This window comes from Stenotrophomonas mexicanensis (genome assembly GCF_032911605.1).
GTDB lineage: Bacteria > Pseudomonadota > Gammaproteobacteria > Xanthomonadales > Xanthomonadaceae > Stenotrophomonas > Stenotrophomonas maltophilia_A.
In genome coordinates this window covers 19,766-42,906 of the sequence record NZ_JAWJTG010000035.1, presented here as the reverse complement: position 1 = coordinate 42,906, position 23,141 = coordinate 19,766, and the positions used below count along the sequence as shown (strand labels likewise).

General features: G+C 67.4%; 22 protein-coding genes. 15 read left to right on the top strand and 7 right to left on the bottom strand.

Annotation, left to right across the window (positions count from 1 at the left end; translation table 11 throughout):
* Positions 1-98 precede the first annotated feature (98 nt).
* A complete protein-coding gene (locus R1L06_RS14955; RefSeq protein WP_317218099.1) occupies positions 99-989 on the top strand; it encodes an alpha/beta fold hydrolase in 891 nt (296 codons plus the stop codon).
* A gap of 113 nt (positions 990-1,102) precedes the next feature.
* Here the strand turns inward: R1L06_RS14955 and R1L06_RS14950 are convergent, their stop codons facing one another.
* Positions 1,103-1,528, bottom strand: a complete 426-nt coding sequence (locus R1L06_RS14950; RefSeq protein WP_097048174.1) for a YkgJ family cysteine cluster protein — start codon at positions 1,526-1,528, stop codon at positions 1,103-1,105.
* 104 nt (positions 1,529-1,632) lie between these two features.
* Between R1L06_RS14950 and oleC the strand changes: the two genes are divergently transcribed.
* The 3 genes from oleC (at position 1,633) to R1L06_RS14935 (ending at position 4,518) form a co-directional block, all read left to right on the top strand.
* Positions 1,633-3,291: an olefin beta-lactone synthetase gene (gene oleC, locus R1L06_RS14945; protein ID WP_317218098.1), complete on the top strand. Its 1,659-nt coding sequence runs from the start codon at positions 1,633-1,635 to the stop codon at positions 3,289-3,291.
* Positions 3,288-4,280 (top strand): 2-alkyl-3-oxoalkanoate reductase, encoded by a 993-nt coding sequence (gene oleD, locus R1L06_RS14940; protein WP_317218097.1) that lies wholly within the window; start codon positions 3,288-3,290, stop codon positions 4,278-4,280. The genes oleC and oleD overlap by 4 nt, the downstream gene beginning before the upstream one ends.
* An 82-nt stretch (positions 4,281-4,362) precedes the next feature.
* On the top strand, positions 4,363-4,518 hold the full coding sequence (locus R1L06_RS14935) for a DUF1328 domain-containing protein (protein WP_004153593.1): 156 nt from the start codon (positions 4,363-4,365) through the stop codon (positions 4,516-4,518).
* Between the two features lie 136 nt (positions 4,519-4,654).
* Here R1L06_RS14935 and ddlA read toward each other — a convergent pair whose 3' ends face one another.
* On the bottom strand, positions 4,655-5,770 hold the full coding sequence (gene ddlA, locus R1L06_RS14930) for a D-alanine--D-alanine ligase (RefSeq protein WP_317218096.1): 1,116 nt from the start codon (positions 5,768-5,770) through the stop codon (positions 4,655-4,657).
* Between the two features lie 417 nt (positions 5,771-6,187).
* Here ddlA and R1L06_RS14925 point away from each other — a divergent pair, with 417 nt between their 5' ends.
* The 4 genes from R1L06_RS14925 (at position 6,188) to R1L06_RS14910 (ending at position 9,944) form a co-directional block, all read left to right on the top strand.
* Complete coding sequence (locus R1L06_RS14925) at positions 6,188-6,823, top strand: ubiquinone biosynthesis accessory factor UbiJ (RefSeq protein WP_049420999.1); 636 nt, start codon at positions 6,188-6,190, stop codon at positions 6,821-6,823.
* A complete protein-coding gene (ubiB, locus tag R1L06_RS14920; protein WP_110710728.1) occupies positions 6,820-8,475 on the top strand; it encodes a ubiquinone biosynthesis regulatory protein kinase UbiB in 1,656 nt (551 codons plus the stop codon). The genes R1L06_RS14925 and ubiB overlap by 4 nt, the downstream gene beginning before the upstream one ends.
* Positions 8,476-8,480: 5 nt before the next feature.
* Entirely contained in the window at positions 8,481-9,059 is a 579-nt protein-coding gene (locus tag R1L06_RS14915; RefSeq protein WP_317218095.1) for an O-methyltransferase, read from the top strand.
* A gap of 141 nt (positions 9,060-9,200) precedes the next feature.
* A complete protein-coding gene (locus R1L06_RS14910) occupies positions 9,201-9,944 on the top strand; it encodes a pseudouridine synthase (protein ID WP_049421002.1) in 744 nt (247 codons plus the stop codon).
* A 75-nt stretch (positions 9,945-10,019) separates the two neighbouring features.
* Here the strand turns inward: R1L06_RS14910 and R1L06_RS14905 are convergent, their stop codons facing one another.
* Positions 10,020-10,547: a DUF2059 domain-containing protein gene (locus R1L06_RS14905; RefSeq protein WP_125895907.1), complete on the bottom strand. Its 528-nt coding sequence runs from the start codon at positions 10,545-10,547 to the stop codon at positions 10,020-10,022.
* Between the two features lie 134 nt (positions 10,548-10,681).
* Here R1L06_RS14905 and arfB point away from each other — a divergent pair, with 134 nt between their 5' ends.
* From arfB to dcp, 3 genes are all read left to right on the top strand, one after another.
* A complete protein-coding gene (gene arfB / locus R1L06_RS14900; RefSeq protein WP_032130467.1) occupies positions 10,682-11,113 on the top strand; it encodes an alternative ribosome rescue aminoacyl-tRNA hydrolase ArfB in 432 nt (143 codons plus the stop codon).
* A 46-nt stretch (positions 11,114-11,159) separates the two neighbouring features.
* Entirely contained in the window at positions 11,160-11,720 is a 561-nt protein-coding gene (locus R1L06_RS14895) for a lysophospholipid acyltransferase family protein (RefSeq protein WP_223276957.1), read from the top strand.
* A 111-nt stretch (positions 11,721-11,831) separates the two neighbouring features.
* Positions 11,832-13,988: a peptidyl-dipeptidase Dcp gene (dcp, locus tag R1L06_RS14890; protein ID WP_317218094.1), complete on the top strand. Its 2,157-nt coding sequence runs from the start codon at positions 11,832-11,834 to the stop codon at positions 13,986-13,988.
* Between the two features lie 144 nt (positions 13,989-14,132).
* Here dcp and R1L06_RS14885 read toward each other — a convergent pair whose 3' ends face one another.
* Complete coding sequence (locus R1L06_RS14885) at positions 14,133-14,579, bottom strand: 3-dehydroquinate dehydratase (RefSeq protein WP_004153636.1); 447 nt, start codon at positions 14,577-14,579, stop codon at positions 14,133-14,135.
* A 3-nt stretch (positions 14,580-14,582) separates the two neighbouring features.
* Positions 14,583-14,984 (bottom strand): hypothetical protein, encoded by a 402-nt coding sequence (locus R1L06_RS14880; RefSeq protein ID WP_019661885.1) that lies wholly within the window; start codon positions 14,982-14,984, stop codon positions 14,583-14,585.
* 250 nt (positions 14,985-15,234) lie between these two features.
* Here R1L06_RS14880 and lepB point away from each other — a divergent pair, with 250 nt between their 5' ends.
* Together lepB and R1L06_RS14870 are read left to right on the top strand one after the other, a co-directional pair.
* Positions 15,235-15,861: a signal peptidase I gene (gene lepB / locus R1L06_RS14875; RefSeq protein WP_317218093.1), complete on the top strand. Its 627-nt coding sequence runs from the start codon at positions 15,235-15,237 to the stop codon at positions 15,859-15,861.
* Between the two features lie 123 nt (positions 15,862-15,984).
* A complete protein-coding gene (locus tag R1L06_RS14870) occupies positions 15,985-17,241 on the top strand; it encodes an MFS transporter (protein WP_317218092.1) in 1,257 nt (418 codons plus the stop codon).
* 83 nt (positions 17,242-17,324) lie between these two features.
* On the opposite strand, the gene R1L06_RS14865 is transcribed toward R1L06_RS14870, so the two are convergent.
* Both R1L06_RS14865 and R1L06_RS14860 read right to left on the bottom strand, forming a co-directional pair.
* Entirely contained in the window at positions 17,325-18,233 is a 909-nt protein-coding gene (locus tag R1L06_RS14865; RefSeq protein WP_317218091.1) for a LysR family transcriptional regulator, read from the bottom strand.
* A gap of 429 nt (positions 18,234-18,662) precedes the next feature.
* Positions 18,663-19,631, bottom strand: coding sequence for a LysR family transcriptional regulator (locus R1L06_RS14860; RefSeq protein ID WP_049421009.1), 969 nt, complete (start codon positions 19,629-19,631; stop codon positions 18,663-18,665).
* Between the two features lie 109 nt (positions 19,632-19,740).
* Here R1L06_RS14860 and aceB point away from each other — a divergent pair, with 109 nt between their 5' ends.
* Both aceB and aceA read left to right on the top strand, forming a co-directional pair.
* The gene (gene aceB, locus R1L06_RS14855) at positions 19,741-21,378 is read left to right on the top strand and encodes a malate synthase A (RefSeq protein ID WP_317218090.1); all 1,638 of its coding nucleotides are present in this window, start codon (positions 19,741-19,743) and stop codon (positions 21,376-21,378) included.
* Between the two features lie 64 nt (positions 21,379-21,442).
* Positions 21,443-22,744: an isocitrate lyase gene (gene aceA / locus R1L06_RS14850; protein WP_004153647.1), complete on the top strand. Its 1,302-nt coding sequence runs from the start codon at positions 21,443-21,445 to the stop codon at positions 22,742-22,744.
* Positions 22,745-23,141: the final 397 nt, after the last annotated feature.

Genomic DNA, 23,141 nt, shown 5'->3' with positions numbered 1-23,141 from the left:
GCTCACGCGCGCAGCGCGGCTCTTCCGCAGCGGACCGGAGAGCAGCCGAGCATCGGCTCGGCTCTACACCGCGCCGCGATTCTCCCCAGGTACTCCGCATGCGCGATCTTCCCGGTTACCCCGCCCACCCGCAGCGCTTCGAGGTCCGCCCCGGCCTGTCGATGAACTATCTCGACGAAGGCCCGCGCGATGGCGAAGTGGTGGTGATGGTGCACGGCAACCCGTCGTGGAGCTATTACTGGCGCACGCTGGTGGCCGGCCTGTCGGACACGTACCGCTGCATCGTGCCGGATCACATCGGCATGGGCCTGTCGGACAAGCCCGATGACAGCCGCTACGAGTACACGCTGCAGTCGCGCGTGGACGACCTTGATGCGCTGCTGAAGCACCTGGGCATCACCGGTCCGGTGACCCTGGCCGTTCACGACTGGGGCGGCATGATCGGCTTCGGCTGGGCGCTGTCGCACCACGACCAGGTGAAACGCCTGGTGGTGCTCAACACCGCCGCGTTCCCGATGCCGGCGGCGAAGACGATGCCGTGGCAGATCGCGCTGGGCCGGCACTGGAAGATCGGCGAGTGGATCATCCGCACCTTCAACGCGTTCTCGTCCGGCGCCTCGTGGCTGGGCGTGGAGCGGAAGATGCCGGCCGACGTGCGCCGCGCCTACGTGTCGCCGTACAACAGCTACGCCAACCGCATCAGCACCATCCGTTTCATGCAGGACATCCCGCTGTCGCCGGCCGACAAGGCCTGGTCGCTGCTGGAACGTGCCGGCAAGGCGCTGCCGTCGTTCGCCGACCGACCGGCCTTCCTCGGCTGGGGCCTGCGCGACTTCGTGTTCGACCACCACTTCCTGAAGGGCTTCCAGGCTGCGCTGCCGCAGGCCCAGGTGCATGCCTTCGAGGACGCCGGGCATTACGTGCTGGAAGACAAGCACGAAGTGCTGGTGCCGGAAATCCGCGCGTTCCTGGACAAGAACCCGATCTGAGGTGTGCCGACCAACGGTCGGCACCCACCGGAAGAGGAAATGGGTAGGTGCCGACCGTTGGTCGGCACACCCGAAGGGTTCATGAGGTTGCCGGCCAGCGGCCGGCACTACCCCTACGCCGCGACCGGCGCCTGCGGCGACGGGCTGTTGCCGTTGTCGTCCGGATGGTCGTCGTCGTTGTCGGCCGCGTCGCGCCAGCGCCAATCGGCCAGGGTCAACGGATCCAGGCCGTAGGCGATGCGCGCCTTGTCGCACTGCGGGCTGGCCTTGCCGTACTCCCACGATGCATCCACCTCACGGCACACGCTGGGCCGGTTGGGGTGGATGGTGCAGCGTGAATACACGCCGATCTGTGCATCCAGCGCCACGCAGCGCACCGGTTTGGAATGGGTGCCGCGCATGCACAGGCGGTGCGGGTCCAGCACCTCGGTCAGCTGGTGCGGCACGCCGCCGGGGGTGACCTCGTCTGATTCCATCCAATGGAAGGCCACGCGGTATTGGGTGCAGCAGGCGCCGCAGGTCATGCAGGGATGTTGCATGGGCAAGCCGCCCCGGGCGGCAGTCGGAATCAGGAACGAGGGTGCGGATTTTCCACGAAGTGGGCCGCCGCGCAAGAAATTCCGTAAGCGGCGACAATGAACGGATGAACCGACCCTGCAATATTGCCGCCCGTTTGCCTGAACTGGCGCGTGAACGGCCCCACCAGATCGCCATCCGCTGCCCGGGCCGCCGTGGTGCCGGCAACGGCATGGCCGCCTACGACGTGACCCTGGATTACCGCCAGCTGGACGCCCGCAGCGACGCCATGGCGGCTGGCCTGGCCGGCTATGGGATCGGTCGCGGGGTGCGCACGGTGGTGATGGTGCGGCCGTCACCGGAGTTCTTCCTGCTGATGTTCGCCCTGTTCAAGCTGGGTGCGGTGCCGGTGCTGGTCGACCCGGGCATCGACAAGCGCGCGCTGAAACAGTGCCTGGACGAGGCGCAGCCGCAGGCCTTCATCGGCATTCCGCTGGCGCACGTGGCGCGGCTGGTGCTGCGCTGGGCGCCGTCGGCGGCGCGCCTGGTCACCGTTGGCCGCCGCCTGGGCTGGGGCGGAACCACTCTGGCCGCGCTGGAGCGCGCCGGCGCCAACGGGGGGCCGATGCTGGCCGCCACCGATGGCGAGGACATGGCCGCGATCCTGTTCACCAGTGGCTCCACCGGCGTGCCCAAGGGCGTGGTCTACCGCCACCGCCACTTCGTCGGCCAGATCCAGCTGCTGGGGAGCGCGTTCGGCATGGAAGCGGGCGGCGTGGACCTGCCGACCTTCCCGCCGTTTGCCTTGTTCGACCCGGCGCTGGGCCTGACCTCGGTGATCCCGGACATGGACCCGACGCGGCCGGCGCAGGCCGATCCGGCACGCCTGCACGATGCCATCCAGCGCTTCGGCGTGACCCAGCTGTTCGGCTCGCCAGCATTGATGCGGGTGCTGGCCCGGCACGGCCGGCCGCTGCCGACGGTGACCCGGGTGACCTCGGCCGGTGCGCCGGTGCCGCCGGACGTGGTCGCCACCATCCGCAGCCTGCTGCCCGCCGATGCCCAGTTCTGGACCCCGTATGGCGCCACCGAGTGCCTGCCGGTGGCGGTGGTGGAGGGGCGCGAGCTGGAGCGTACCCGCGCGGCCACCGAGGCCGGCGCCGGTACCTGCGTGGGCAACGTGGTGGAGCCGAACGAGGTGCGCATCATCGCCATCGATGACGCACCGTTGGCCGACTGGTCGCAGGCGCGCGTGCTGGCTACCGGCGAGGTGGGCGAGATCACCGTGGCCGGACCGACCGCTACCGACAGTTACTTCAACCGCCCGCAGGCCACCGCGGCGGCGAAGATCCGCGAGACGCTGGCCGATGGCAGCACCCGCATCGTCCACCGCATGGGTGACGTGGGCTACTTCGATGCGCAGGGCCGCCTGTGGTTCTGCGGCCGCAAGACCCATCGCGTGGAAACCGCACAGGGGCCGTTGTACACCGAACAGGTCGAGCCGGTGTTCAACACCGTGCCCGGCGTTGCGCGCACGGCACTGGTTGGCGTTGGCCCGGCGGGTGCGCAGGTGCCGGTGCTGTGCGTGGAACTGCAGCGTGGCCAGAGCGACAGCCCGGCATTGCGCGAGGCGCTGCGCGCCCAGGCCACCCTGCGATTGCCCGAGGCGAACCTGCAGCACGTACTGATGCATCCCGCGTTCCCCGTCGATATCCGTCACAACGCCAAGATCGGCCGCGAGAAGCTCGCCGTCTGGGCCAGCGCCGAACTGGAGAAGCGCGCATGAAGATCCTGGTCACCGGTGGTGGTGGTTTCCTTGGCCAGGCGCTGTGCCGCGGGCTGGTCGAGCGTGGCCACCAGGTGCTGGCGTTCAACCGCAGCCACTACCCGGAACTGCAGGCCATGGGCGTGGGCCAGATCCGCGGCGATCTGGCCGATGCGCAGGCAGTGCTGCACGCGGTGGCCGGCGTCGACGCGGTGTTCCACAACGGCGCCAAGGCCGGCGCCTGGGGCAGCTATGACAGCTACCACCAAGCCAACGTGGTCGGCACCGACAACGTCATCGCCGCCTGCCGCGCGCACGACATCAACCGGCTGGTCTACACATCCACGCCCAGCGTGACCCACCGCGCCACCCATCCGGTGGAGGGCCTGGGTGCCGACGAAGTGCCGTACGGCGAGGACTTCCAAGCGCCGTATGCGGCGACCAAGGCGATCGCCGAACAGCGCGTGCTGGCCGCCAACGATGCGTCGCTGGCGACGGTGGCGCTGCGCCCGCGCCTGATCTGGGGCCCGGGTGACCAGCAGCTGGTGCCGCGCCTGGCCGAACGTGCGCGGCTGGGCCGCCTGCGGCTGGTCGGCGACGGCAACAACATGGTCGATACCACCTACATCGACAACGCCGCGCTCGCGCATTTCCTCGCCTTTGAAGCGTTGGCACCGGGGGCTGCGTGTGCGGGCAAGGCCTATTTCATCTCCAACGGTGAGCCGCTGCCGATGCACGAGCTGGTCAACAAGCTGCTGGCCGCGGTTGGCGCGCCGACGGTGGACAAGGCGATCAGCTTCAAGACCGCTTATCGCATCGGCGCGGTCTGCGAACGGCTGTGGCCGCTGCTGCGCCTGCGTGGCGAGCCGCCGCTGACCCGCTTCCTGGCCGAGCAGCTGTGCACGCCGCACTGGTACAGCATGGAGCCGGCGCGCCGTGACTTCGGCTACGTGCCGCAGGTCAGCATCGAGGAAGGACTGCGCAGGCTGAAGGCTTCATCTGCCGCATAGGTCGCCATCACTGGTTGCACACCGCCAGATCGGGAGGATGGACCCACGCCATCCAACGGCCCGGACATCTGCGAGGAGCACCATGCTGCATTACGCCGTTATTTTCTTCGTCATCGCCATCATCGCTGCCGTGCTCGGCTTCTCCGGCATCGCCGGTGCCGCCAGCAACATCGCCTGGATCCTGTTCGTTGTGTTCCTGGTACTGGCAGTGATTTCGATGTTCCGCAAGCGCGGCTAGAAGACCGCTGGGTAGTGCCGGCCGCTGGCCGGCACTGTTCTTTCCGGTGGGTGCCGACCGTTGGTCGGCCCCCCACGCCCCTTTGTAGCGTCGAGCCATGCTCGACTGCTTTTCATGAGTCGAGCATGGCTCGACTCTACAGAGAAAGCGAGCGCTCCTGCACGGCGCTGTGCAATCCGCGATCGGCTGCATGGCGCTCCAGCGCCAGTTCGATCAGGCGCGTGATCAGCGTGGTGTAGTCCACACCGCTGGCGCCCCACAGCTTCGGGTACATGCTGATGCGGGTGAAGCCCGGCAGCGTGTTGACCTCGTTGATGACGATCTCGCCGTCTGCGGTGAGGAACACATCCACGCGCGCCATGCCCGCACACTCCAGCGCCTGGTAGGCCCGCAGCGCGATCTGCTGGATACGCGCCTGGGTTGCAGCATCGATATCCGCCGGCACGACCACCTCGGCGCCATCCTCGTTGATGTACTTGGTGTCGTAGGCGTAGAACTCGTCGTGCACCACCACCTCGCCGCACAGGCTGGCCTGCGGTTGTTCGTTGCCCAGCACCGCGCACTCGATCTCACGGCCGACCACCGCCGATTCGACCAGCACCTTGTGGTCATAGCGCAGCGCCAATGCAAGTGCCTCGGCGAAGCCCGCCGCATCCTTGACCTTGCTCACACCCACCGACGAACCCTGGTTGGCCGGCTTCACGAACAACGGCAGGCCGAGCTGCGCGATCACCGCATCGACATCGACGTCAGCGGCCTGGTGACGCCGGATGCACAGCCACGGCGCCACCTGCAGGCCAGCGTCGCGCAACAGGCGCTTGGTCACGTCCTTGTCCATCGCCACCGCCGAGCCCAGCACCGGCGAACCGACGAAGGGCAGGTTGGCCATGCGCAGCAGTCCCTGCAGCGCACCGTCCTCGCCCAGCGGCCCGTGCACGATCGGCAGCACCACATCGATCTGGCCCAGCGCGCTGGCCGCATCGGACGGCTGCAGCTGTGCCTGCTCAGCACCCGGGCGTACCGCCAGCGACGTGCCGGACCGATGCAGCGCGATGCGCGACGGATCATCGGCATTGATCAGGAAGGTATCCGGCTGGCTCAGATGCCACTGGCCCTGCTTGTCGATACCGACCAGCACCGGCTCGAAGCGCTCGCGATCAAGCGCATCGAGGATGTTCTTCGCCGACTGCAGCGAAACTTCGTGCTCGGAGGACTTGCCCCCGAAGATGATGCCGACCCGGGTCCGTGCCATGGTGTTGCGATGTCCTGTGCGTTGCGTGGCCTCATAGCATGAACCTTCATCGGCCCTCCGCGTGAGGCATAGATGAACCAGAAATCCATCCACGCATGGCGTGGATCTAGCGTCCTCCATGGCCCATCAATAGGGGGTCAGAGCCCGTTGCGCAGCAACGGGATCCGACCCCAGTCGTTCCGGCAGATCGCAGGAACCTGTCGAAGGCGGGGTGGGGCCTGTTGCGGGGGCGTGAGCCGCATGGATGCGGCGACCGAGCTTACAGGGACGTACTTGCAGCGGCCCCCGCAACCGGCCCCATCCCGCCTACCCACGGAATGCCCGCTGTTGCTTCGGCTGTTGCCGTTGCTGTTGCATCTGCGGGTGCCGGGCGGCAGCCCGGCCCAAGCCCCCCACCCACGCAGGTAGAATGCGCACATGGCTCTCTCCCTGCTCAAGTCCCTCAAGCCGGTCGCTGGCCGCGCCCTGCAGATCGCCCTGAACCGCGCGCTGGCGCTGGATCCGGATACCCGCCATGCACTGGCCAGCCTCGACGGCCGGCACATCGACCTGACCCTGGAAGCGCCGTCGCTGGCCATGCGCATCAGCGTCGACGGTGATGCACTGCGGGTCGGCCCGGTGGACGCGCAGGAAGCCGACCTGGCCGTGCGCAGCAGCCTGGCCGGCGTGCTGGCGCAGCTGCCGCTGCTGGCCAACGCACGGCGCGGCGACAACAACGGCAAGGGTCGCGTGCGCGTGGCCGGTGATGCCGAACTGGCGCGTCGCCTGCAGCAGCTCGCCAAGGGCTTCGACCCGGACTGGCAGCAGCCGTTCGTCAGCGTGTTTGGCGAAGTGCTGGGCGTGCAGGTGGCCAACACCCTGCGCAGCGCCCTGCAGCATGCGCGCCAGGGCGCGATCGACCTGGCCCACAGCGCCGCCGAGTTCATCACCGAGGAATCGCGCGACGTGGTGCCGCGTGCCGAGCTGGATGCCTTCCACGACGATGTGGACGTGCTGCGCGACGACGTCGAACGCCTCGGTGCACGCGTGCAGCGTCTGCGGGGTGCCGCATGAAGGCCGTGCTGCGTGCCAGCCGCATCGGCCGGGTGATCCTGCGTTACCGCCTCGACGACCTGTTGCAGGGCACTCCTGCCGAGCGCTGGCTGCGCCTGGCCAAGCCGTTCGTGCCGCGCGCCTCGGCCGACATCGCCGCTCAGTCGCGCGGTGCACGCCTGCGTCTGGCGCTGCAGGATCTGGGCCCGATCTTCGTCAAGTTCGGCCAGATCCTGTCCACCCGCCGCGACCTGGTGCCGCCGGATGTGGCCAATGAACTGACCCTGCTGCAGGACCGGGTCAAGCCGTTCGATGGTGAGACCGCGCGTCGCATCGTCGAGGAAGCGCTGGGCCTGCCGGTCAGCGAGGCCTTCGCCAGCTTCGATACCGAACCGCTGGCCTCGGCCTCGATCGCGCAGGTGCACGCAGCCACGCTGGCCGATGGCCGCCAGGTGGTGGTCAAGGTGCTGCGCCCGGGCATCGAGAAGCAGATCGACGCCGATATCGCGTTGCTCAATTCGCTGGCTGCCCTGGTCGAGCGCACCCACCCGCGCGCCGACAAGATCCGCCCGCGCGAAGTGGTGGCCGAAGTCGAGAACACCCTGGCTGCCGAGCTGGACCTGCAGCGCGAAGGCGCCAATGCCAGCGTGCTGCGCCGCTTCTGGGAAAACAGCGACGATCTGTACGTGCCGGAAGTGATCTGGAGCCACACCGCCGAGCGGGCACTGACCCTGGAACGCGTGTGGGGCATCCCGTCCGATGACATCGCCGCACTGGACAAGGCCGGCATCGACCGCAAGGCGCTGGCCGCCAAGGGCGTGCGGGTGTTCTACACCCAGGTGTTCCGCGACAACTTCTTCCACGCCGATGCGCACGCCGGCAACATCTGGGTCGACACCGATCCGGCGCGCCGCGCCAACCCGCGTTTCATCGCGCTGGACTTCGGCATCATGGGCCAGCTCTCGCAGGAAGATCAGTACTACCTGGCCGAGAACTTCATGGCCATCTTCAACCGCGATTACCGCCGCATCGCCGAACTGCACGTGCAGGCGCGCTGGATGCCGGACAACGTGCGTATCGATGACCTCGAGGCCGCCGTGCGTTCGGTGTGCGAGCCGTACTTCACCCGGCCGCTGTCGCAGATCTCGCTGGCCGAAGTGCTGATGAAGCTGTTCCGCGTGGCCCAGCGTTACCAGCTGACCCTGCAGCCGCAGCTGATCCTGCTGCAGAAGACCCTGCTGAACATCGAAGGCGTCGGCCGCCAGCTCGACCCGCAGATCGACATCTGGGCGGTGGCCAAGCCGGTGCTGGCGAAGATCCTGCGCGAGCGTTACAGCCCGCGCCGGGTGGTACGCGAGATCGGCAAGCGCCTGCCGGAAATCATGACCCATGCGCCGGACATGCCGCGCCTGGTGCACGCCTGGCTGACCCAGCAGGTGGAAGGCCGCCACGAACTGTCGATGCGTTCGCGCGACCTGGCCGCACTGGATGCCAGCGTGCAGCGCCTGCAGAAGCATGCGGTCGGCGCGATCACCGGTGTCGGCCTGCTGGCCATCGCTGCACTGATGTATGTGCTGCAGCCGCCGGGCTGGTACTGGGGCGACGTGCCGGCGTGGAGCTGGCTGTCCGGTGCGGTCGGCGCAGTGGCGCTGCTGCGCGCGTGGTGGAAGTAGGCCCCATGCTGCAGGCACTCAAGGACGAACTGATCCGCTTCGGCGCCGACAACGACGCACGCGAAAGCGAGCGCGGCCGACGCATGCTCAACATCACGCCCGACACCGGTGAATTCCTGTCGGTGCTGGTGCGCTTCGGCAACGCTCGCCGGGTGCTGGAAATCGGTACGTCCAACGGCTATTCCACGCTGTGGCTGGCCGAGGCAACCGCCGCCATCGACGGCCACGTGACCACGCTGGAATACGCCGAGGACAAGGTGGCGATGGCGCGTGATACCTTCGCGCGCAGTGGTCTGGCCGATCGCATCACGCTGGTCCACGACGATGCCGGGCTCTGGCTGGCGCAGGCCGCCGATGCCTGCATCGACCTGCTGTTCCTCGATTCGGACCGCGGGCAGTACGCCGGCTGGTGGCCGCAGTTGCGTCGCGTGCTGCGCGCGGGTGGCCTGCTGGTGGTGGACAACGCCACCTCGCATGCGGAAGAGATGCAACCGCTGCGCGTGCTGCTGGACGCTGATCCGGACTTCAGCACCAGCCTGGTGCCGGTGGGCAATGGCGAGCTGTTGGCCGTGCGCAGCGCCTGACCGCTCTACAGGTAGGTGCCAATCTTGGTTGGCACGCTGTTGCCGGCCGCTGGTCGGCAACCGCAGCCATCCGACTGCCCGGAGACAGCCGGCCAGCGGCCGGCTCTACCCCATTCAATGCCCAGCCCCGATAATCCTGCCGTGAGCACCGAACCCGATACCCTCGCCGCGGTCGAGACCGACACCGCGCCCCTGCAGCTGCTGCACCTGGATGAGCGCCTGGCCGTGGTCAACAAGCCTGCCGGGCTGATGGTCCACGACAGCAAGCTGGCCCGTGGCGAAGACGACTTCCTGGCCGACCGCCTGCGCGAGCAGCTGGGCCGCCCGATCTTCCTCGTGCATCGTCTGGACCGGGCCACCAGTGGCTGCCTGCTGCTGGCCTTCGACCGCGATACCGCCAGTGCGCTGGGCAAGGCCCTGATGGGCGGCGAAGTGCTGAAGGACTACCTGACGGTCTGCCGGGGCTGGCCGGCCGAGCTCGCCTGGCAGGTCGATCATGATCTGGACGGCGGCCCGGGCAAGCCGGTGAAAAAGCCGGCGATCACCGACTTCCAGCGCCTGGCCACCGGCGAGCTGTCGGTGCCGGTCGGTGAATTCACCAGCTCGCGCTACGCACTGCTGCGCTGCCAGCCGCAGACCGGACGCTTCCGGCAGATCCGCCGGCACCTCAAGCACCTCTCGCATCACATGATCGGCGACACCAGCCACGGCGATGGCCGCCACAACCGCATCTTCCGCATGCAGGGCGTGCACCGCATGCTGCTGCACGCCGAGCGCCTGCGCTTCCCGCATCCGGACGGTGGCACGGTGGACGTGCGTGCGCCGTTGGACGGCGGGTTCCAGAAGGCGCTGGACCTGTTCGGCTGGCAGGTGGATACGGATTGACGGTAGTGCCGGCCACTGGCCGGCATCTGCGTGATTCCAGATGTAATGGGGAGCCGGCCAGCGGCCGGCACTACCTCATTTCTTTTCCGGCTCGTTGACGATCGCTTCCAGATCCTTCTGCAGGTCCGCAAACAGTGGCTGCATGCGCGCCTGGATCGCGACCATCACGTTCTGCATCAGCGCCGGGGTCTTGTCCAGCAGGCTCTGGCCGGCCGCGCTCTCGTAGAACTCGGCCATCGCCAGCACGTCTTCCTTGCTGAAGGTCTTTTTGTACAGGTCCACGTACATCGGCCGAAGCTGCTGCCACGACAGGGCCTGGCGCAGGGTCTGGCTGGTCCGCGCCTGGATCCGCTTCAGCTGTTCCTGCTGCTGGGCATTGAGCTGGCGCTGTGCGGCCACCTGCTGGAACTGCTGCTGCTGCATCGCCTCGATCTGCGGCAGCATGGTGTCGATCATGCTCTGCGCGCGTGAGGCCGACAGCAGGCGGTTGATGTCGCCATCGGTCGGCGGCGCGGCCAGGGCCGGAACGCTGGCCACGGCCAGCGCCAGCAGCAGGGCGGCGCGGCGCAGCAGGGACGGCAGGGCGGGTACGGTGCGGGTCATGCGGGGCTTCCTGCAGTACATGGGACGGCCAGCATACCCGCAGCCAAGGCGAAGGCGGCGTGTTCGGTACCTGATCGGCGGCATACGGGGCGCGATGCCGCACTCCGGTGCGTGGCTGCCGCTACAATGCGCGGATGGGCAGTGGACCGGTCACCATCAGCGCGCAGCTTGAAATCCCCGACGGCGAGATCGTCGAGCGGTTCGTGCGTGCCAGTGGCGCCGGTGGCCAGAACGTCAACAAGGTCTCCACCGCGGTGGAACTGCGTTTCGATGTGGCCAACTCGCCCTCGTTGCCCGAACCGTTGCGCGCGCGCCTGCTGGCGCGGCGTGACCGGCGCATGACCGGCGAAGGCGTGCTGGTCATCGACGCGCAACGTTTCCGGACCCAGGATCGCAATCGCGAGGATGCGCGCGATCGGCTGGCGGCCTTCATCCAGGCCGGGCTGAGCGTGCCCAAGCCGCGCAAGGCCACCAAGCCGACCCTCGGGTCGAAACTGCGTCGTCTGGACGCCAAACGCGGGCGCGCGCAGATCAAGCGCGGGCGCTCATCACGTGACTGGGAGTGATTGCTTGAACAACCCGACTTCGTTGCTGCCGGCCGTGCCGCCGCAGATGCCGCAGGTCAAACCCAACGCCTTCCTGCGCTGGCTGGCGCGCTGCACCCTGCGCATGGGCGGCTGGAAGGTGACCGGTACCCTGCCTGACATCCCCAGGCTGGTCTTCATCATCGCCCCGCATTCGTCCAACTGGGACGGCCTGTGGGGCATGGCCGCGAAGATCGCGCTGGGCATGAAGGTGAAGGTGCTGGGCAAGGCATCGCTGTTCTGGTGGCCGCTCGGCCCGCTGCTGCACAAGCTGGGCGTGATCCCGCTCGATCGCAGCTCGCCGCAGGGCACGGTGGGCCAGGCGGTGGATCTGCTGCGCAACAACGAGAAGATGTGGTTCGCCATCACGCCCGAGGGCACCCGCAAGGCCGTGAAGGACTGGAAGGCCGGCTTCCTGAAGATCGCGCGGATGGCCGACGTGCCGATCCTGGCCGCGTATTTCCACTACCCGGAGAAGACCATCGGCATCGGCCCGCTGTTCACGCCTACCGGCGATGACGCCGCCGACATGGCCGCCATCCGCGAGTTCTACCGGCCCTGGATCGGCAAGACCCGCGGTACGGTCTGAGCCAGCCGCAGGCCGCCGCATAGACGCCACGTCCGGCACATGCCGGGCGAGCGCGACAGGAGTAGGGTGGAGGGCTGGTATCCCATACCGTCTGCCCAAGGAGCGTTTTACATGTCGCGTACCGTAGTCCTGGCCGCCGCCATCAGCCTGGCGCTGGCGGCCTGTTCCGGCAAGGAGTCCACCCCCGTGTCCGATGCCCAGAAAGCCCCGGCCCAGCAGCCGGCCGAAGCCTCCACCAATCCGCTGCTGAGCGCCAGCACGCTGCCGTTCCAAGCGCCGCAGTTCGACAAGATCAAGGACAGCGACTACCTGCCGGCGTTCGAGGAAGGCATGCGCCAGCACCTGGCCGACGTGCGCAAGATCGCTGACAGCAGCGAGCCGGCCACCTTCGACAACACCATCGTGGCGATGGAGCGCAGCGGCGAGACGCTGAACCGCGTGTCGCGCATCTTCTTCGGCCTGGTCCAGGCCGATACCAACGATGCGCGCCAGAAGATCCAGGAAGACGTGGCGCCGAAGCTGGCCGCGCACCAGGACGAGATCAATCTCGATCCGAAGCTGTTCGCGCGTGTGAAGTCGCTGTACGACCAGCGTGACACGCTGGAGCTGGACCCGGTGCAGAAGCGCCTGGTCGAGCACTACTACGATGGCCTGGTGCGCGCCGGTGCGCAGCTGTCCGACGCCGACAAGGCGAGCCTGCGCAAGCTCAACGTGGAAGAAACCACCCTTTCCACCCAGTTCCACACCCGCCTGGTGGCTGCCACCGCTGCCGCTGCCGTCGTCGTCGACGACAAGGCCAAGCTGGCCGGCCTGGACGAGGACGCGATCAACAACGCGGCGGCTGCTGCCAAGGAGCGCAAGCTGGATGGCAAGTTCCTGCTGCCGCTGCAGAACACCACCCAGCAGCCGGTACTCGGCTCGCTGAGCGACCGCGACCAGCGTGCCGCCGTGCTGAAGGCCTCGGAAACCCGCGCCGAGCGCGGCGATGCCAACGACACCCGGCAGACCGTGCAGCGACTGGCCCAGCTGCGTGCGCAGAAGGCCAAGCTGCTCGGCTTCGACACCTTCGCCGACTACCAGCTGGGCGACCAGATGGCCAAGACCCCGGCCGCCGCGCTCAAGCTGCTGACCGACACCGTGCCGGCCGCCACCGCCAAGGCCCGCGCCGAAGCCGGCGAGATCCAGAAGGTGATCGACGCGCAGAAGGGTGGGTTCCAGGTTGCCGCTTCGGACTGGGACTTCTACGCCGAGCAGGTGCGCAAGGCCAAGTACGATCTGGACGAATCGCAGGTCAAGCCGTACTTCGAACTGGACAACGTGCTGCAGAACGGCGTCTTCTACGCCGCCACCCAGCTGTACGGCATCACCTTCAAGCCGCGCACCGACATTCCGACCTACAACCCGGACATGAAGGTGTACGAAGTGTTCGACAAGGACGGCACCTCGCTGGCCCTGTTCTACACCGACTACTTCAAGCGTGACAGCAAGTCCGGCGGCGCCTGGATGGACGTGTTCGTCGAACAGGATGGTCTGACCGGTGCCAAGCCGGTGGTCTACAACGTCTGCAACTTCACCAAGCCGGCCGCCGGCCAGCCTGCGCTGATCAGCTTCGACGACGTCACCACCATGTTCCATGAGTTCGGCCATGCGCTGCACGGCATGTTCTCGAACGTGAAGTACCCGTCGATCGCCGGTACCGCCACCTCACGTGACTTCGTCGAGTTCCCGTCGCAGTTCAACGAGCACTGGGCGCTGGATCCGAAGGTGTTCGCCAACTACGCCAAGCACTACAAGACCGGCGAGGCGATGCCGCAGGAACTGGTCGACAAGATCCTCAAGGCACGCAGCTTCAACCAGGGCTACGCGACCACCGAGTACCTGTCGGCCGCACTGCTCGACCTGGCCTGGCACACGCAGAAGGCCGATGCGCCGCTGCAGGATGTCGGCGCCTTTGAGGCCAGCGCGCTGAAGAAGTTCAAGATCGACCTGCCGCAGGTGCCGCCGCGCTACCGCACCACCTACTTCGATCACATCTGGGGTGGCGGTTACTCGGCCGGTTACTACGCCTACTTCTGGGCCGAAGTGCTGGACCATGACGCCTACCAGTGGTTCACCGAACACGGTGGCCTGACCGCGGCCAACGGCCAGGAGTTCCGCGACAAGATCCTCTCGCGCGGCAACAGCGTGGAGCTGTCGACCCTGTACCGCGATTTCCGCGGCAAGGACCCGTCGGTGGAACCGCTGCTGAAGTTCCGCGGGCTGAAATAAGAAAACGAAAACGGCGGGGGTAACCCCGCCGTTTTTCTTTCTGTAGCGTCGAGCCATGCTCGACGTTCTTCTGTAGAGCCGAGCCATGCTCGGCTGCCTTTCGATGAAAAACCAGTCGAGCATGGCTCGACTCTACAAACAACGTTACGTCCCCACGTGCACCCGGTTCGCCTGCTCGGCCAGGCCCAGGTGATCCAGCGCGATATCCAGCGCCAGCACATAGCTCTGCGCGCCGTAACCAGCGGCGATGCCCAGGCGCTGGCCGACACCGGCCGGCAGGCACGGCTCGGCCACTGCACCGTCGTCATGCACTTCCACATAGGCGTTGTGCAGGTAGGGCAGCAGGCGCTGCAGGCGCAGGCTGTTGGCACATGCACCCGGGTCAAGCAGGGTCACCTCGCCGCGGCTGTGGTCGGCCACGCGCAGGGCGTCCAGCAGTTCCTGTTCCGAACCACAGGCACGGATCGCCACGCTGGTACCGGCGTCGATCGCGCGATGCACCAGTGACTTCAGGACCGGTGCCGGCAGCGGCATCGCGGTGCGGATCAGGGCACCGGCCGCTTCCGGGCCACGGATGATGAAGATCGACATGGCTCAGCCCTCCTGTGCCAGACGGCGGCCGACAATGGCCAGCGACAATGGATACCCCGCCTGCTGGCTGCGCTGGTCCACCACCACCGCGGCGGGGCCATGCTGCAGGCGCAGGCGTGCATCCAGGCCGGGCTCGCTGGGGGCCTGCAGCTCGATGTACTGCGCCGGCAGCCGTTCCAGCGCCGCCTGCAGCGCGCCACCTTCGGCCTGCCATTGCGCCTCGTCGGCGGCGCCGACATCCAGCAGTACCCAGTCGGCCGAGCGCGCCTGCGGCTGGCACAGGCACTGGCGTACCTCGGACAGGCTGGCGCAGTCGCTGCACAGCACGCGATGGCCGGCCAGCTGCGCCGGCAGCTGCGGGCGCGGCGCCGACGAAGATGCGTGGCGGATCACCAGGAGGGTCATACAACACCTTGCGGAATGCGCCCTGCGGCGCGGTGGGCACACGATGCGCGTGGTAGCCGTAAAGCTGCGATGCCCGCTGCCGGGGCGCAGCGTAAAACCTGCGTAACCCGTGCATCGGTAGCGCCGGGCCATGCCCGGCGGATTGCCGGAACCACCGCGCTGCGCGCTCGCAGGGCATGGCCCGGCACTACCGGGAACCTCCTGCGCCCGGATGTGGTCTGATGGCGCTACCACTTGCTCGGAGCCTGTCATGGATGCTGTTGCCCGCCCCCCGTTTTCCGAACGCGCGCTGGTCTGGCTGAAGAAGGAGGCGCTGCCGTTGCTGGTGATGCTTGGCCTGCTCGCCGCCGCCCGCGATACCCTCGCCAACCACTACGTGGTGCCCAGCGGCTCGATGCAGCCGACCCTGCAGCCCGGCGACCGGGTGGTGGTGGACATGCGCGCCTATGGCCTGCGCCTGCCGTTCACCGGCAAGGAACTGATGGCGACCGGCACCCCGCAGCGCGGCGAAGTGGCGGTGTTCGATTCACCGGCCGACGGCACCCGCCTGATCAAGCGCGTGGCTGCAGTGGCCCGTGATCACGTGCAGCTGCGCGAAGGCCATCTGAGCATCAACGGCCAGCCGCTGCAGATCGCCGACCTGCAGGACGTGGAAGCCTTCGGCGACCGCCATGCCAGCCTCGACCTGGACATGGGCGGCGGCCCGGACATCGCTGACCTGGTGGTGCCGGACGGCAAGGTACTGGTGCTGGGTGACCACCGTGGCAACAGCTTCGACGGCCGCTTCTTCGGTTTCGTCGACGCCGACAAAGTCTATGGCCGCGCGGTGGCGGTGTACTACCGCCGTGGCGATGGCTTCGAATGGCAGCGCCTGTAAGCTGAATTAATACTTTTGGTATATCAATCCTGACCTATCAGGTTATGGATCGACTGGATGGACGGGCCTAGTCTGAGGCCCGTTCCCTCCCACGCCCGGCCGCCCCACCGGCCCATCGATCCCATGACTGGCGAAACCGTGGTGGCCGTCGAAGGCCGCCCCTCCACTGTCGATTCCATCGCTGAGACCCGCATCCAGCAGGGCACACCGGCCTTCCGCCGCACCGCGCTGGCGCTGTTCCTGGCCGGTTTCTCCACCTTCGGCCTGCTTTACACGGTGCAGCCACTGCTGCCGGAGTTCAGCCGTCATTTCGGCGTGTCCGCCGCCGGCAGCGCGATGTCGCTGTCGTTGACCACCGGCACGCTGGCGGTGGCGATGCTGCTGGCCGGCCTGCTGTCCGATGCGGTCGGCCGTCGCCCGTTGATGATCGTCGCGCTGCTGGCCTCGGCCACGCTGTCGCTGTGCACGGCACTGGTGGATGACTGGACCACGCTGCTGGTACTGCGCACCCTGCTCGGCCTGGCGTTGAGCGGCGTGCCGGCAGTGGCGATGACCTACCTGGTCGAGGAAATGGACAGCCGCGCGCTGGGCCTGGCGATGGGCCTGTACATCGGCGGCAACGCCATCGGCGGCATGAGCGGGCGCCTGCTGGCCGGCATCATCGCCGACCACTGGGGCTGGCGCTGGGGCATCGGCGTCGTCTCAATCATCGCCATTGCCAGTACCGTCCTGCTCTGGCTGCAGCTGCCGCCGTCGCGCCACTTCCACCCGCGCCGCGATGGCCTGCGCCAATTGCCGTCGCGCTGGCGCACGCTGTTCGCCGACCCGGGCCTGCCGTGGCTGTTCGCTACCTCGTTCGTGCTGATGGGCGTGTTCGTCACCCTCTACAACTACCTGGGCTACCACCTGCTGGCGCCGCCGTACCACCTCAGCCAGACCGTGGTCGGGCTGATCTTCAGCGTGTATCTGGTGGGTACCTTCAGTTCGGCGTGGATGGGCCAGCAGGCCACGCGCTACGGTCGCGGCCGCATCCTGTCGATCTCGTTCGCACTGATTGGTGCCGGCATCGCGCTGTTGGCGATGCCGTGGCTGAGCACGATGGCACTCGGTATCGCGCTGGTGACGTTCGGCTTCTTCGGCGGTCACTCCGTGGCCAGCAGCTGGGTCGGCAGCCGCGCCGGCGCGATGCGCGCCGAAGCCTCGGCGCTGTATCTGTTTGCCTACTATCTGGGTTCCAGCGTGCTCGGTGCTGTCGGCGGCCTGGCCTATGCAGCGTGGGATTGGCTGGGTGTGTGCCTGTTCGCCGCCGTGCTGACCCTGATCGGCGGTGGCATTGTCTGGGCGCTGCAGCAGCGCGCCCAGCAGCCGCTGACGGCGTGATCCTGCTCTGGTAGATGCCGACCTTGGTCGGCGCTGTGGCCGTGGGCCAACCAAGGTTGGCCACTACCGGGTGGGTTGCACCCTCACCCCTCCGCGAACGCCTCGCGCAGCAGCCCAGCAAAATTGCGGATCAGCGGCGTGACACCCTCGCGATGCCACGCCAGCTGCACTTCCGAATGCGCACCGGCATCGGCCAGTGCCACGAAGCGCGCGCCTTCCACGCGGATGTGGTCGCACGACGACGGCAGGATCGCTGCGCCCAGGCCTGCGGCGGCCAGACTGATCAGCGTCGACGCCTCACCGGCCTCCTGCACGATACGCGGGGTGAAGCCCGCCGCCGCACACAACGCGATCATGTGGTCATGGATGCCCGCACCGGCACTGCGGCGGAATGCTACGAACGGCTCCTGCGCGAAGTCGCGCAGCGACAGCGTGCCCTGTTTCGACAGCCTGCGCAGGGCAGGGTGATCGGCATGCACGATCAACGCCAGCGGATCGACGAACAGGCTGTGGGCCACCAGTTCCGGCGGCAACGCGCGCTTGCGGATGATGCCCACGTCCAGGCTGCCATCGAGCAGTGCATCGATCTGCTGCAGGGTGTTCATCTCGCTCAGCTGCAGCCGCACCTGCGGATAACGCTGGCGGTACTGCAGGATTGAACGCGGAATCTGCGGTGACAGTGGCGTCGCCCGGGTCAGGCCGATACGCAGTTCGCCCTGCTCGCCGCGCTGTGCACGCTGCACCTCGTCCACCGCCATTTCCACCTGCTGCACGATGGCGCGTGTACGTTCCTGCAGCAGCTCACCGGCAGGCGTCAGCTGTACACGACGATGGCTGCGCACGAACAGCCGCGCACCGATCAGGTCCTCCAGCTGGCGGATCTGCTGGCTGAGCGGCGGCTGCGACATACCCAGCCGCTCCGCCGCCTGTCCGAAGTGCAGCGTATCGGCAACGGCGAGGAAATAGCGCAGATGGCGGAGTTCGATGGACATGGGTCCAGTCTAGCCAGACCGGCACCGGGCTTGTCGCCTTCTTCGATCACTTTTCCGCCAGTCGAGCATGGCTCGACTCTACAAAATCCGGTTTCGATCATTTGCAGCGGGGGTCAGAGCCCGTTGCGCAGCAACGGGATCCGACCCCGACAGATCGCGGGAATCTGTCAGAGGCGGGACGGTGTGGGTGGGCAGGACCGTTGGCGCCATGGATGGCGCCATCGAGCCCCCATGGGTGAGGGCGCTTTGCTTGCGAAGCACTGCTTCGCAAGCGCCCGAACGCACAGCCGCCAGCGGCTGGGCCGGACCGCGGAGCGGGGTTTACGGCGTGTCCTGCCCACCCACGCCGCCCCGCCATCCCACGGATAGCCCGCTGTTGCCGTTGCTTCGGCTTCGGCAGGTGCAGGGCGCAGCCCTGCCGAATACCCCTCACCGCTCGGAATGCCCGCTCTGGTCGTAATCGCGCGGGCTGAACAACTCCGGCTGGATCAGCTCGATGAACGCCCGCGCCTGCGCCGACAACGCCTTGCCGCGGCGCACGATCACCCCGTAACTGCGTTCCGGGAACCAGCGCTTCATCGACCGCGCCGCCAGCCGCTCGCGGTCGGCCTCGTTCAGGCACAGCGCCGGCACGATGGAAATGCCCATGCCCATCGCCACGTACTGCTTGATCACCTCCCAGCCACCCACTTCCAATGCCACGGTGTAGGCGATGCGGTGGCGCTGGAATACCTGGTCGACCAGGCGGTAGGTGATCTGCCGCTTCGGTGGCAGCACCAGCGGAAAACGCGCGATGTCGGCCAGTTCCAGCTCGCCACCGCTGGCCAGCGGATGGTCGTGCGGCGCGATCAGCACCTGCTCGAAACGGTAGGCCGGTGCGTAGCTGAGATCGGCCGGCACATCAGTCATCGAGCCGATCGCCAGGTCGGCGGCATCCTCGCGCAGCAGGTCGGTGCCATCGGCACTGATCGCGTTGTGCAGGGTCAGGCGCACGTCCGGATGATGCAGGCGGAAGCGTTCGACGATCTTCGGCAGCAGGTACAGGATGGTTGAACTGTTGGCGGCGATGTTCAGCTCGCCCGCATCCAGCCCGCGCACCTTGTCGCGGAAACGCGCCTCCAGCCCGTCCAGGTTCTCCACCAGCGGCTGTGCCATCTCGTAGAGCAGCTGGCCCTCGCGGCTGGGCACCAAGCGGCGCCCGCTGCGCTCGAACAACGGCACCCCCAGCTCTCGCTCCAAGGCCTGCAACTGCAGGCTGATGGCCGGCTGGCTGACGAAAAGAGCCTCAGCCGCCCGTGAGACCGAGCCCAGGCGCACGGTCTGGCAGAACGCGCGCAGCGGCTTCAACCGGTCGGATTTGTAGGAAAAACGCGGACTTGGCGGGGGGCGTGTGCTCATCGTGTCACAAGTATTAGCACAACTTATGTAGAGCATTGCAAAAACTGTTTTGCCAAATACTCGGTGCCGACGGCACCGTGGAGGCGTTCCCCACCGCTGGAGTCGCCCCATGTCCGCCGTCGCTTCCGCTGTTCCCACCCCCGCCAGCAAGGCCACCCCCGGTATCGCCCTGGCGACCCGCGTGGCCGGCCAGGACACCCTGCTGCCGGCGCCGCTGCTGGCCCTGCTGGTGTCGCTGCACCGCGCGGTGGAACCGGGCCGGCAGGCACGGCTGCAGGCCCGTCGGGAGCGTCAGGCGTTCTTCGACCAGGGCGGCCTGCCGGATTTCCGCGAAGACACCACCGCGATCCGCAGCGGCGACTGGCGTGTTGCCCCGCTGCCGGCGGCGCTGCAGGACCGCCGTGTCGAGATCACCGGCCCGACCGACCCGAAGATGGTCATCAACGCGCTGAACTCCGGCGCCAAGGTGTTCATGGCCGACTTCGAGGATTCGACCTCGCCGACCTGGCGCAACCTGCTGGCCGGGCAGCAGTCGCTGGCGGCGGCGGTGCGCGGTGATCTGGAATTCACTGCGCCGGCCGCCAATGGCAAGCCGGGCAAGCACTACCGCCTGCGCCCCTACGACGAACAGGCGGTGCTGATCGTGCGCCCGCGTGGCTGGCACCTGGACGAGAAGCATGTGGCCATCGATGGCCAGCCGCTGGCCGGCGGCCTGTTCGATGCGGCCGTGTTCGCCTTCCACAACGCCCGCACGCTGCAGGCCAAGGACCGCGGCCCGTACTTCTACCTGCCCAAGCTGCAGAGCATGGAAGAGGCGGCGCTGTGGGAGACCGCGCTGTCGCACATCGAGGGCATGCTCGGCCTGCCGCACGGCCAGATCAAGGTGACCGTGCTGATTGAAACCTTGCCGGCAGTGTTCGAGATGGACGAGATCCTGCACGCGCTGCGTGACCGCATCGTCGGCCTGAACTGCGGGCGCTGGGATTACATCTTCTCGTACCTGAAGACCTTCCGCCGCCACGCCGACCGCGTGCTGCCCGAACGCGGCCAGGTGACCATGACCCAGCCGTTCCTGAAGGCGTATTCGGAACTGCTGATCCAGACCTGCCACCGCCGCGGTGCGCATGCGATGGGCGGCATGGCCGCGCAGATCCCGATCAACAACGATGCCGCTGCCAACGAGCAGGCGATGGCCCGTGTGCGCGCTGACAAGCTGCGCGAGGTCACTGCCGGCCACGACGGTACCTGGGTCGCGCACCCGGCGCTGATTCCGGTGGCGATGGCGATCTTCGACGAACACATGCCCGGCCCGAACCAGCACAGCGTGCTGCGCCAGGATGTACGCGTCGGGCGCGACGAACTGATCGCGCGGCCGACGGGCACCATCACCCGTGCCGGCTTTGAGGGCAACGTGGAAGTCTGTGTGCGCTACCTGGCCGCGTGGCTGGATGGCAACGGCTGCGTGCCGATCCATCACCTGATGGAGGACGCGGCCACCGCCGAGATCAGCCGCAGCCAGCTGTGGCAGTGGCTGCATACGCCGGGACAGCAGCTGGACGATGGCACTGCGATCGATCTGGCGCTGCTGGATTCCACCCTGTCGCAGCTGCCGGCGCGGCTGGGCGATACCACCGCGCTGCCCGGTGGTGCACGCATCGGCGAGGCCATCACCCTGCTCGGCGAACTGAGCCGCAGCGACGAACTGACCGATTTCCTGACCCTGCCGGCCTACGCGCGCATCGACTGATCGCCGCCCGCGTTTCCTGCCGTTTCCCTCCCCGCTGCATGCACGAACCGAACTGGAGAAAGACATGAGCAAGCTGCCCACTGCCGAACAGATCCAGCACGACTGGGATACCAACCCGCGTTGGGAAGGCATCCAGCGCAATTACAGCGCCGCCGACGTGGTGCGCCTGCGCGGCACCGTCCACATCGAGCACTCGCTGGCCCGCCTGGGTGCAGAGAAGCTGTGGGCATCGCTGCACGAGCGCGAGTTCGTCAACGCGCTGGGTGCACTGACCGGCAACCAGGCCATGCAGCAGGTCAAGGCCGGGCTGAAGGCGATCTACCTGTCCGGCTGGCAGGTGGCGGCCGACGCCAACCTGGCCGGGCAGATGTACCCGGACCAGTCGTTGTACCCGGCCGATTCGGTGCCGGCGGTAGTCAAGCGCATCAACAACACGCTGCTGCGCGCCGACCAGCTGCACCACGCCGAAGGCAAGGACGACATCGATTTCCTGCAGCCGATCGTGGCCGATGCCGAAGCCGGCTTCGGCGGCGTGCTCAACGCGTTCGAGCTGATGAAGGCAATGATCGAGGCCGGTGCCGCTGGCGTGCATTTCGAAGACCAGCTGGCCTCGGTGAAGAAGTGTGGCCACATGGGCGGCAAGGTGCTGGTGCCGACCCGCGAGGCGATCGAGAAGCTCAACGCTGCGCGCCTGGCCGCCGACGTGCTGGGCGTGCCGACCCTGCTGGTGGCGCGTACCGATGCCGAGGCCGCGGATCTGCTGACCAGCGACATCGATGGCAACGACAAGCCATTCGCCACCGGCGAGCGCACCGTGGAAGGCTTCTACAAGACCCGCAACGGCCTGGACCAGGCGATCAGCCGTGGCCTGGCCTATGCGCCCTACGCCGACCTGGTGTGGTGCGAGACCGGCAAGCCGGACCTGGAGTTTGCACGCAAGTTCGCCGAGGCGATCCATGCGAAGTTCCCGGGCAAGCTGCTGGCCTACAACTGCTCGCCCAGCTTCAACTGGAAGAAGAACCTGGACGACGCCACCATCGCCAAGTTCCAGCGCGAGCTGGGCAGCTACGGCTACAAGTTCCAGTTCATCACCCTGGCCGGCTTCCATGCATTGAACTACGGCATGTTCAATCTGGCCCACGGCTACGCGCGCCGCCAGATGAGCGCGTTCGTCGAGTTGCAGGAAGCCGAGTTCGAGGCGGCCGAGCGCGGCTTCACTGCGGTCAAGCATCAGCGTGAGGTTGGCACCGGCTACTTCGATGCGGTGACCCAGGCGATCCAGCAGGGCCAGTCGTCGACCACCGCATTGACCGGTTCGACCGAGGAAGAGCAGTTCCACGGCGGGCGCAGCGAACGCGCGGCGTGATGCGGTAGTGCCGGCCGCTGGCCGGCAACCACGTGATCCTTCGGGCACCACAGGGAAGCCGGCCAGCGGCCGGCGCTACCGAAGCTTCGGAATCCGATCAGGGTGGCCAGGGAAGGGCCAGACAACGCCGGCCGGTCGGGGGACCTGCCGGCGTTGTTGTATCGATGCAAGGGAGCAGCGCGCAGCCAGCGTCAATCAGGCGCACCCCCGCGTGCCGGCAACTTGGCCGAAACCCTGTGAAACCCGGCATCGGATTGATCCAGCAGGAGTTTTGTCCGGACACCCGTGACCAGAACGGGCCACCACCGATCTTCACATCAATCAAGATCGGCAGACGGGTCAAAATGAGATAGGGCGCACACTTTAAAGCGGTGCTATGCTCCGCGGCTCACCAGGG

What these genes read in the sequence shown, in the direction of transcription:
- R1L06_RS14935 (WP_004153593.1), top strand. Translation starts at nt 4,363, where the DNA reads ATGCTGCATTACGCCGTTATTTTCTTCGTCATCGCCATCATCGCTGCC.
- R1L06_RS14880 (WP_019661885.1), bottom strand. Translation starts at nt 14,984, where the DNA reads ATGACCCTCCTGGTGATCCGCCACGCATCTTCGTCGGCGCCGCGCCCG.
- R1L06_RS14905 (WP_125895907.1), bottom strand. Translation starts at nt 10,547, where the DNA reads ATGACCCGCACCGTACCCGCCCTGCCGTCCCTGCTGCGCCGCGCCGCC.
- R1L06_RS14950 (WP_097048174.1), bottom strand. Translation starts at nt 1,528, where the DNA reads ATGCAACATCCCTGCATGACCTGCGGCGCCTGCTGCACCCAATACCGC.
- R1L06_RS14955 (WP_317218099.1), top strand. Translation starts at nt 99, where the DNA reads ATGCGCGATCTTCCCGGTTACCCCGCCCACCCGCAGCGCTTCGAGGTC.
- oleD (WP_317218097.1), top strand. Translation starts at nt 3,288, where the DNA reads ATGAAGATCCTGGTCACCGGTGGTGGTGGTTTCCTTGGCCAGGCGCTG.
- lepB (WP_317218093.1), top strand. Translation starts at nt 15,235, where the DNA reads ATGGATGCTGTTGCCCGCCCCCCGTTTTCCGAACGCGCGCTGGTCTGG.
- ddlA (WP_317218096.1), bottom strand. Translation starts at nt 5,770, where the DNA reads ATGGCACGGACCCGGGTCGGCATCATCTTCGGGGGCAAGTCCTCCGAG.
- arfB (WP_032130467.1), top strand. Translation starts at nt 10,682, where the DNA reads ATGGGCAGTGGACCGGTCACCATCAGCGCGCAGCTTGAAATCCCCGAC.
- R1L06_RS14870 (WP_317218092.1), top strand. Translation starts at nt 15,985, where the DNA reads ATGACTGGCGAAACCGTGGTGGCCGTCGAAGGCCGCCCCTCCACTGTC.
- R1L06_RS14865 (WP_317218091.1), bottom strand. Translation starts at nt 18,233, where the DNA reads ATGTCCATCGAACTCCGCCATCTGCGCTATTTCCTCGCCGTTGCCGAT.
- R1L06_RS14915 (WP_317218095.1), top strand. Translation starts at nt 8,481, where the DNA reads ATGCTGCAGGCACTCAAGGACGAACTGATCCGCTTCGGCGCCGACAAC.
- aceA (WP_004153647.1), top strand. Translation starts at nt 21,443, where the DNA reads ATGAGCAAGCTGCCCACTGCCGAACAGATCCAGCACGACTGGGATACC.
- R1L06_RS14885 (WP_004153636.1), bottom strand. Translation starts at nt 14,579, where the DNA reads ATGTCGATCTTCATCATCCGTGGCCCGGAAGCGGCCGGTGCCCTGATC.
- aceB (WP_317218090.1), top strand. Translation starts at nt 19,741, where the DNA reads ATGTCCGCCGTCGCTTCCGCTGTTCCCACCCCCGCCAGCAAGGCCACC.
- dcp (WP_317218094.1), top strand. Translation starts at nt 11,832, where the DNA reads ATGTCGCGTACCGTAGTCCTGGCCGCCGCCATCAGCCTGGCGCTGGCG.
- oleC (WP_317218098.1), top strand. Translation starts at nt 1,633, where the DNA reads ATGAACCGACCCTGCAATATTGCCGCCCGTTTGCCTGAACTGGCGCGT.
- R1L06_RS14860 (WP_049421009.1), bottom strand. Translation starts at nt 19,631, where the DNA reads ATGAGCACACGCCCCCCGCCAAGTCCGCGTTTTTCCTACAAATCCGAC.
- R1L06_RS14925 (WP_049420999.1), top strand. Translation starts at nt 6,188, where the DNA reads ATGGCTCTCTCCCTGCTCAAGTCCCTCAAGCCGGTCGCTGGCCGCGCC.
- R1L06_RS14895 (WP_223276957.1), top strand. Translation starts at nt 11,160, where the DNA reads ATGCCGCAGGTCAAACCCAACGCCTTCCTGCGCTGGCTGGCGCGCTGC.
- ubiB (WP_110710728.1), top strand. Translation starts at nt 6,820, where the DNA reads ATGAAGGCCGTGCTGCGTGCCAGCCGCATCGGCCGGGTGATCCTGCGT.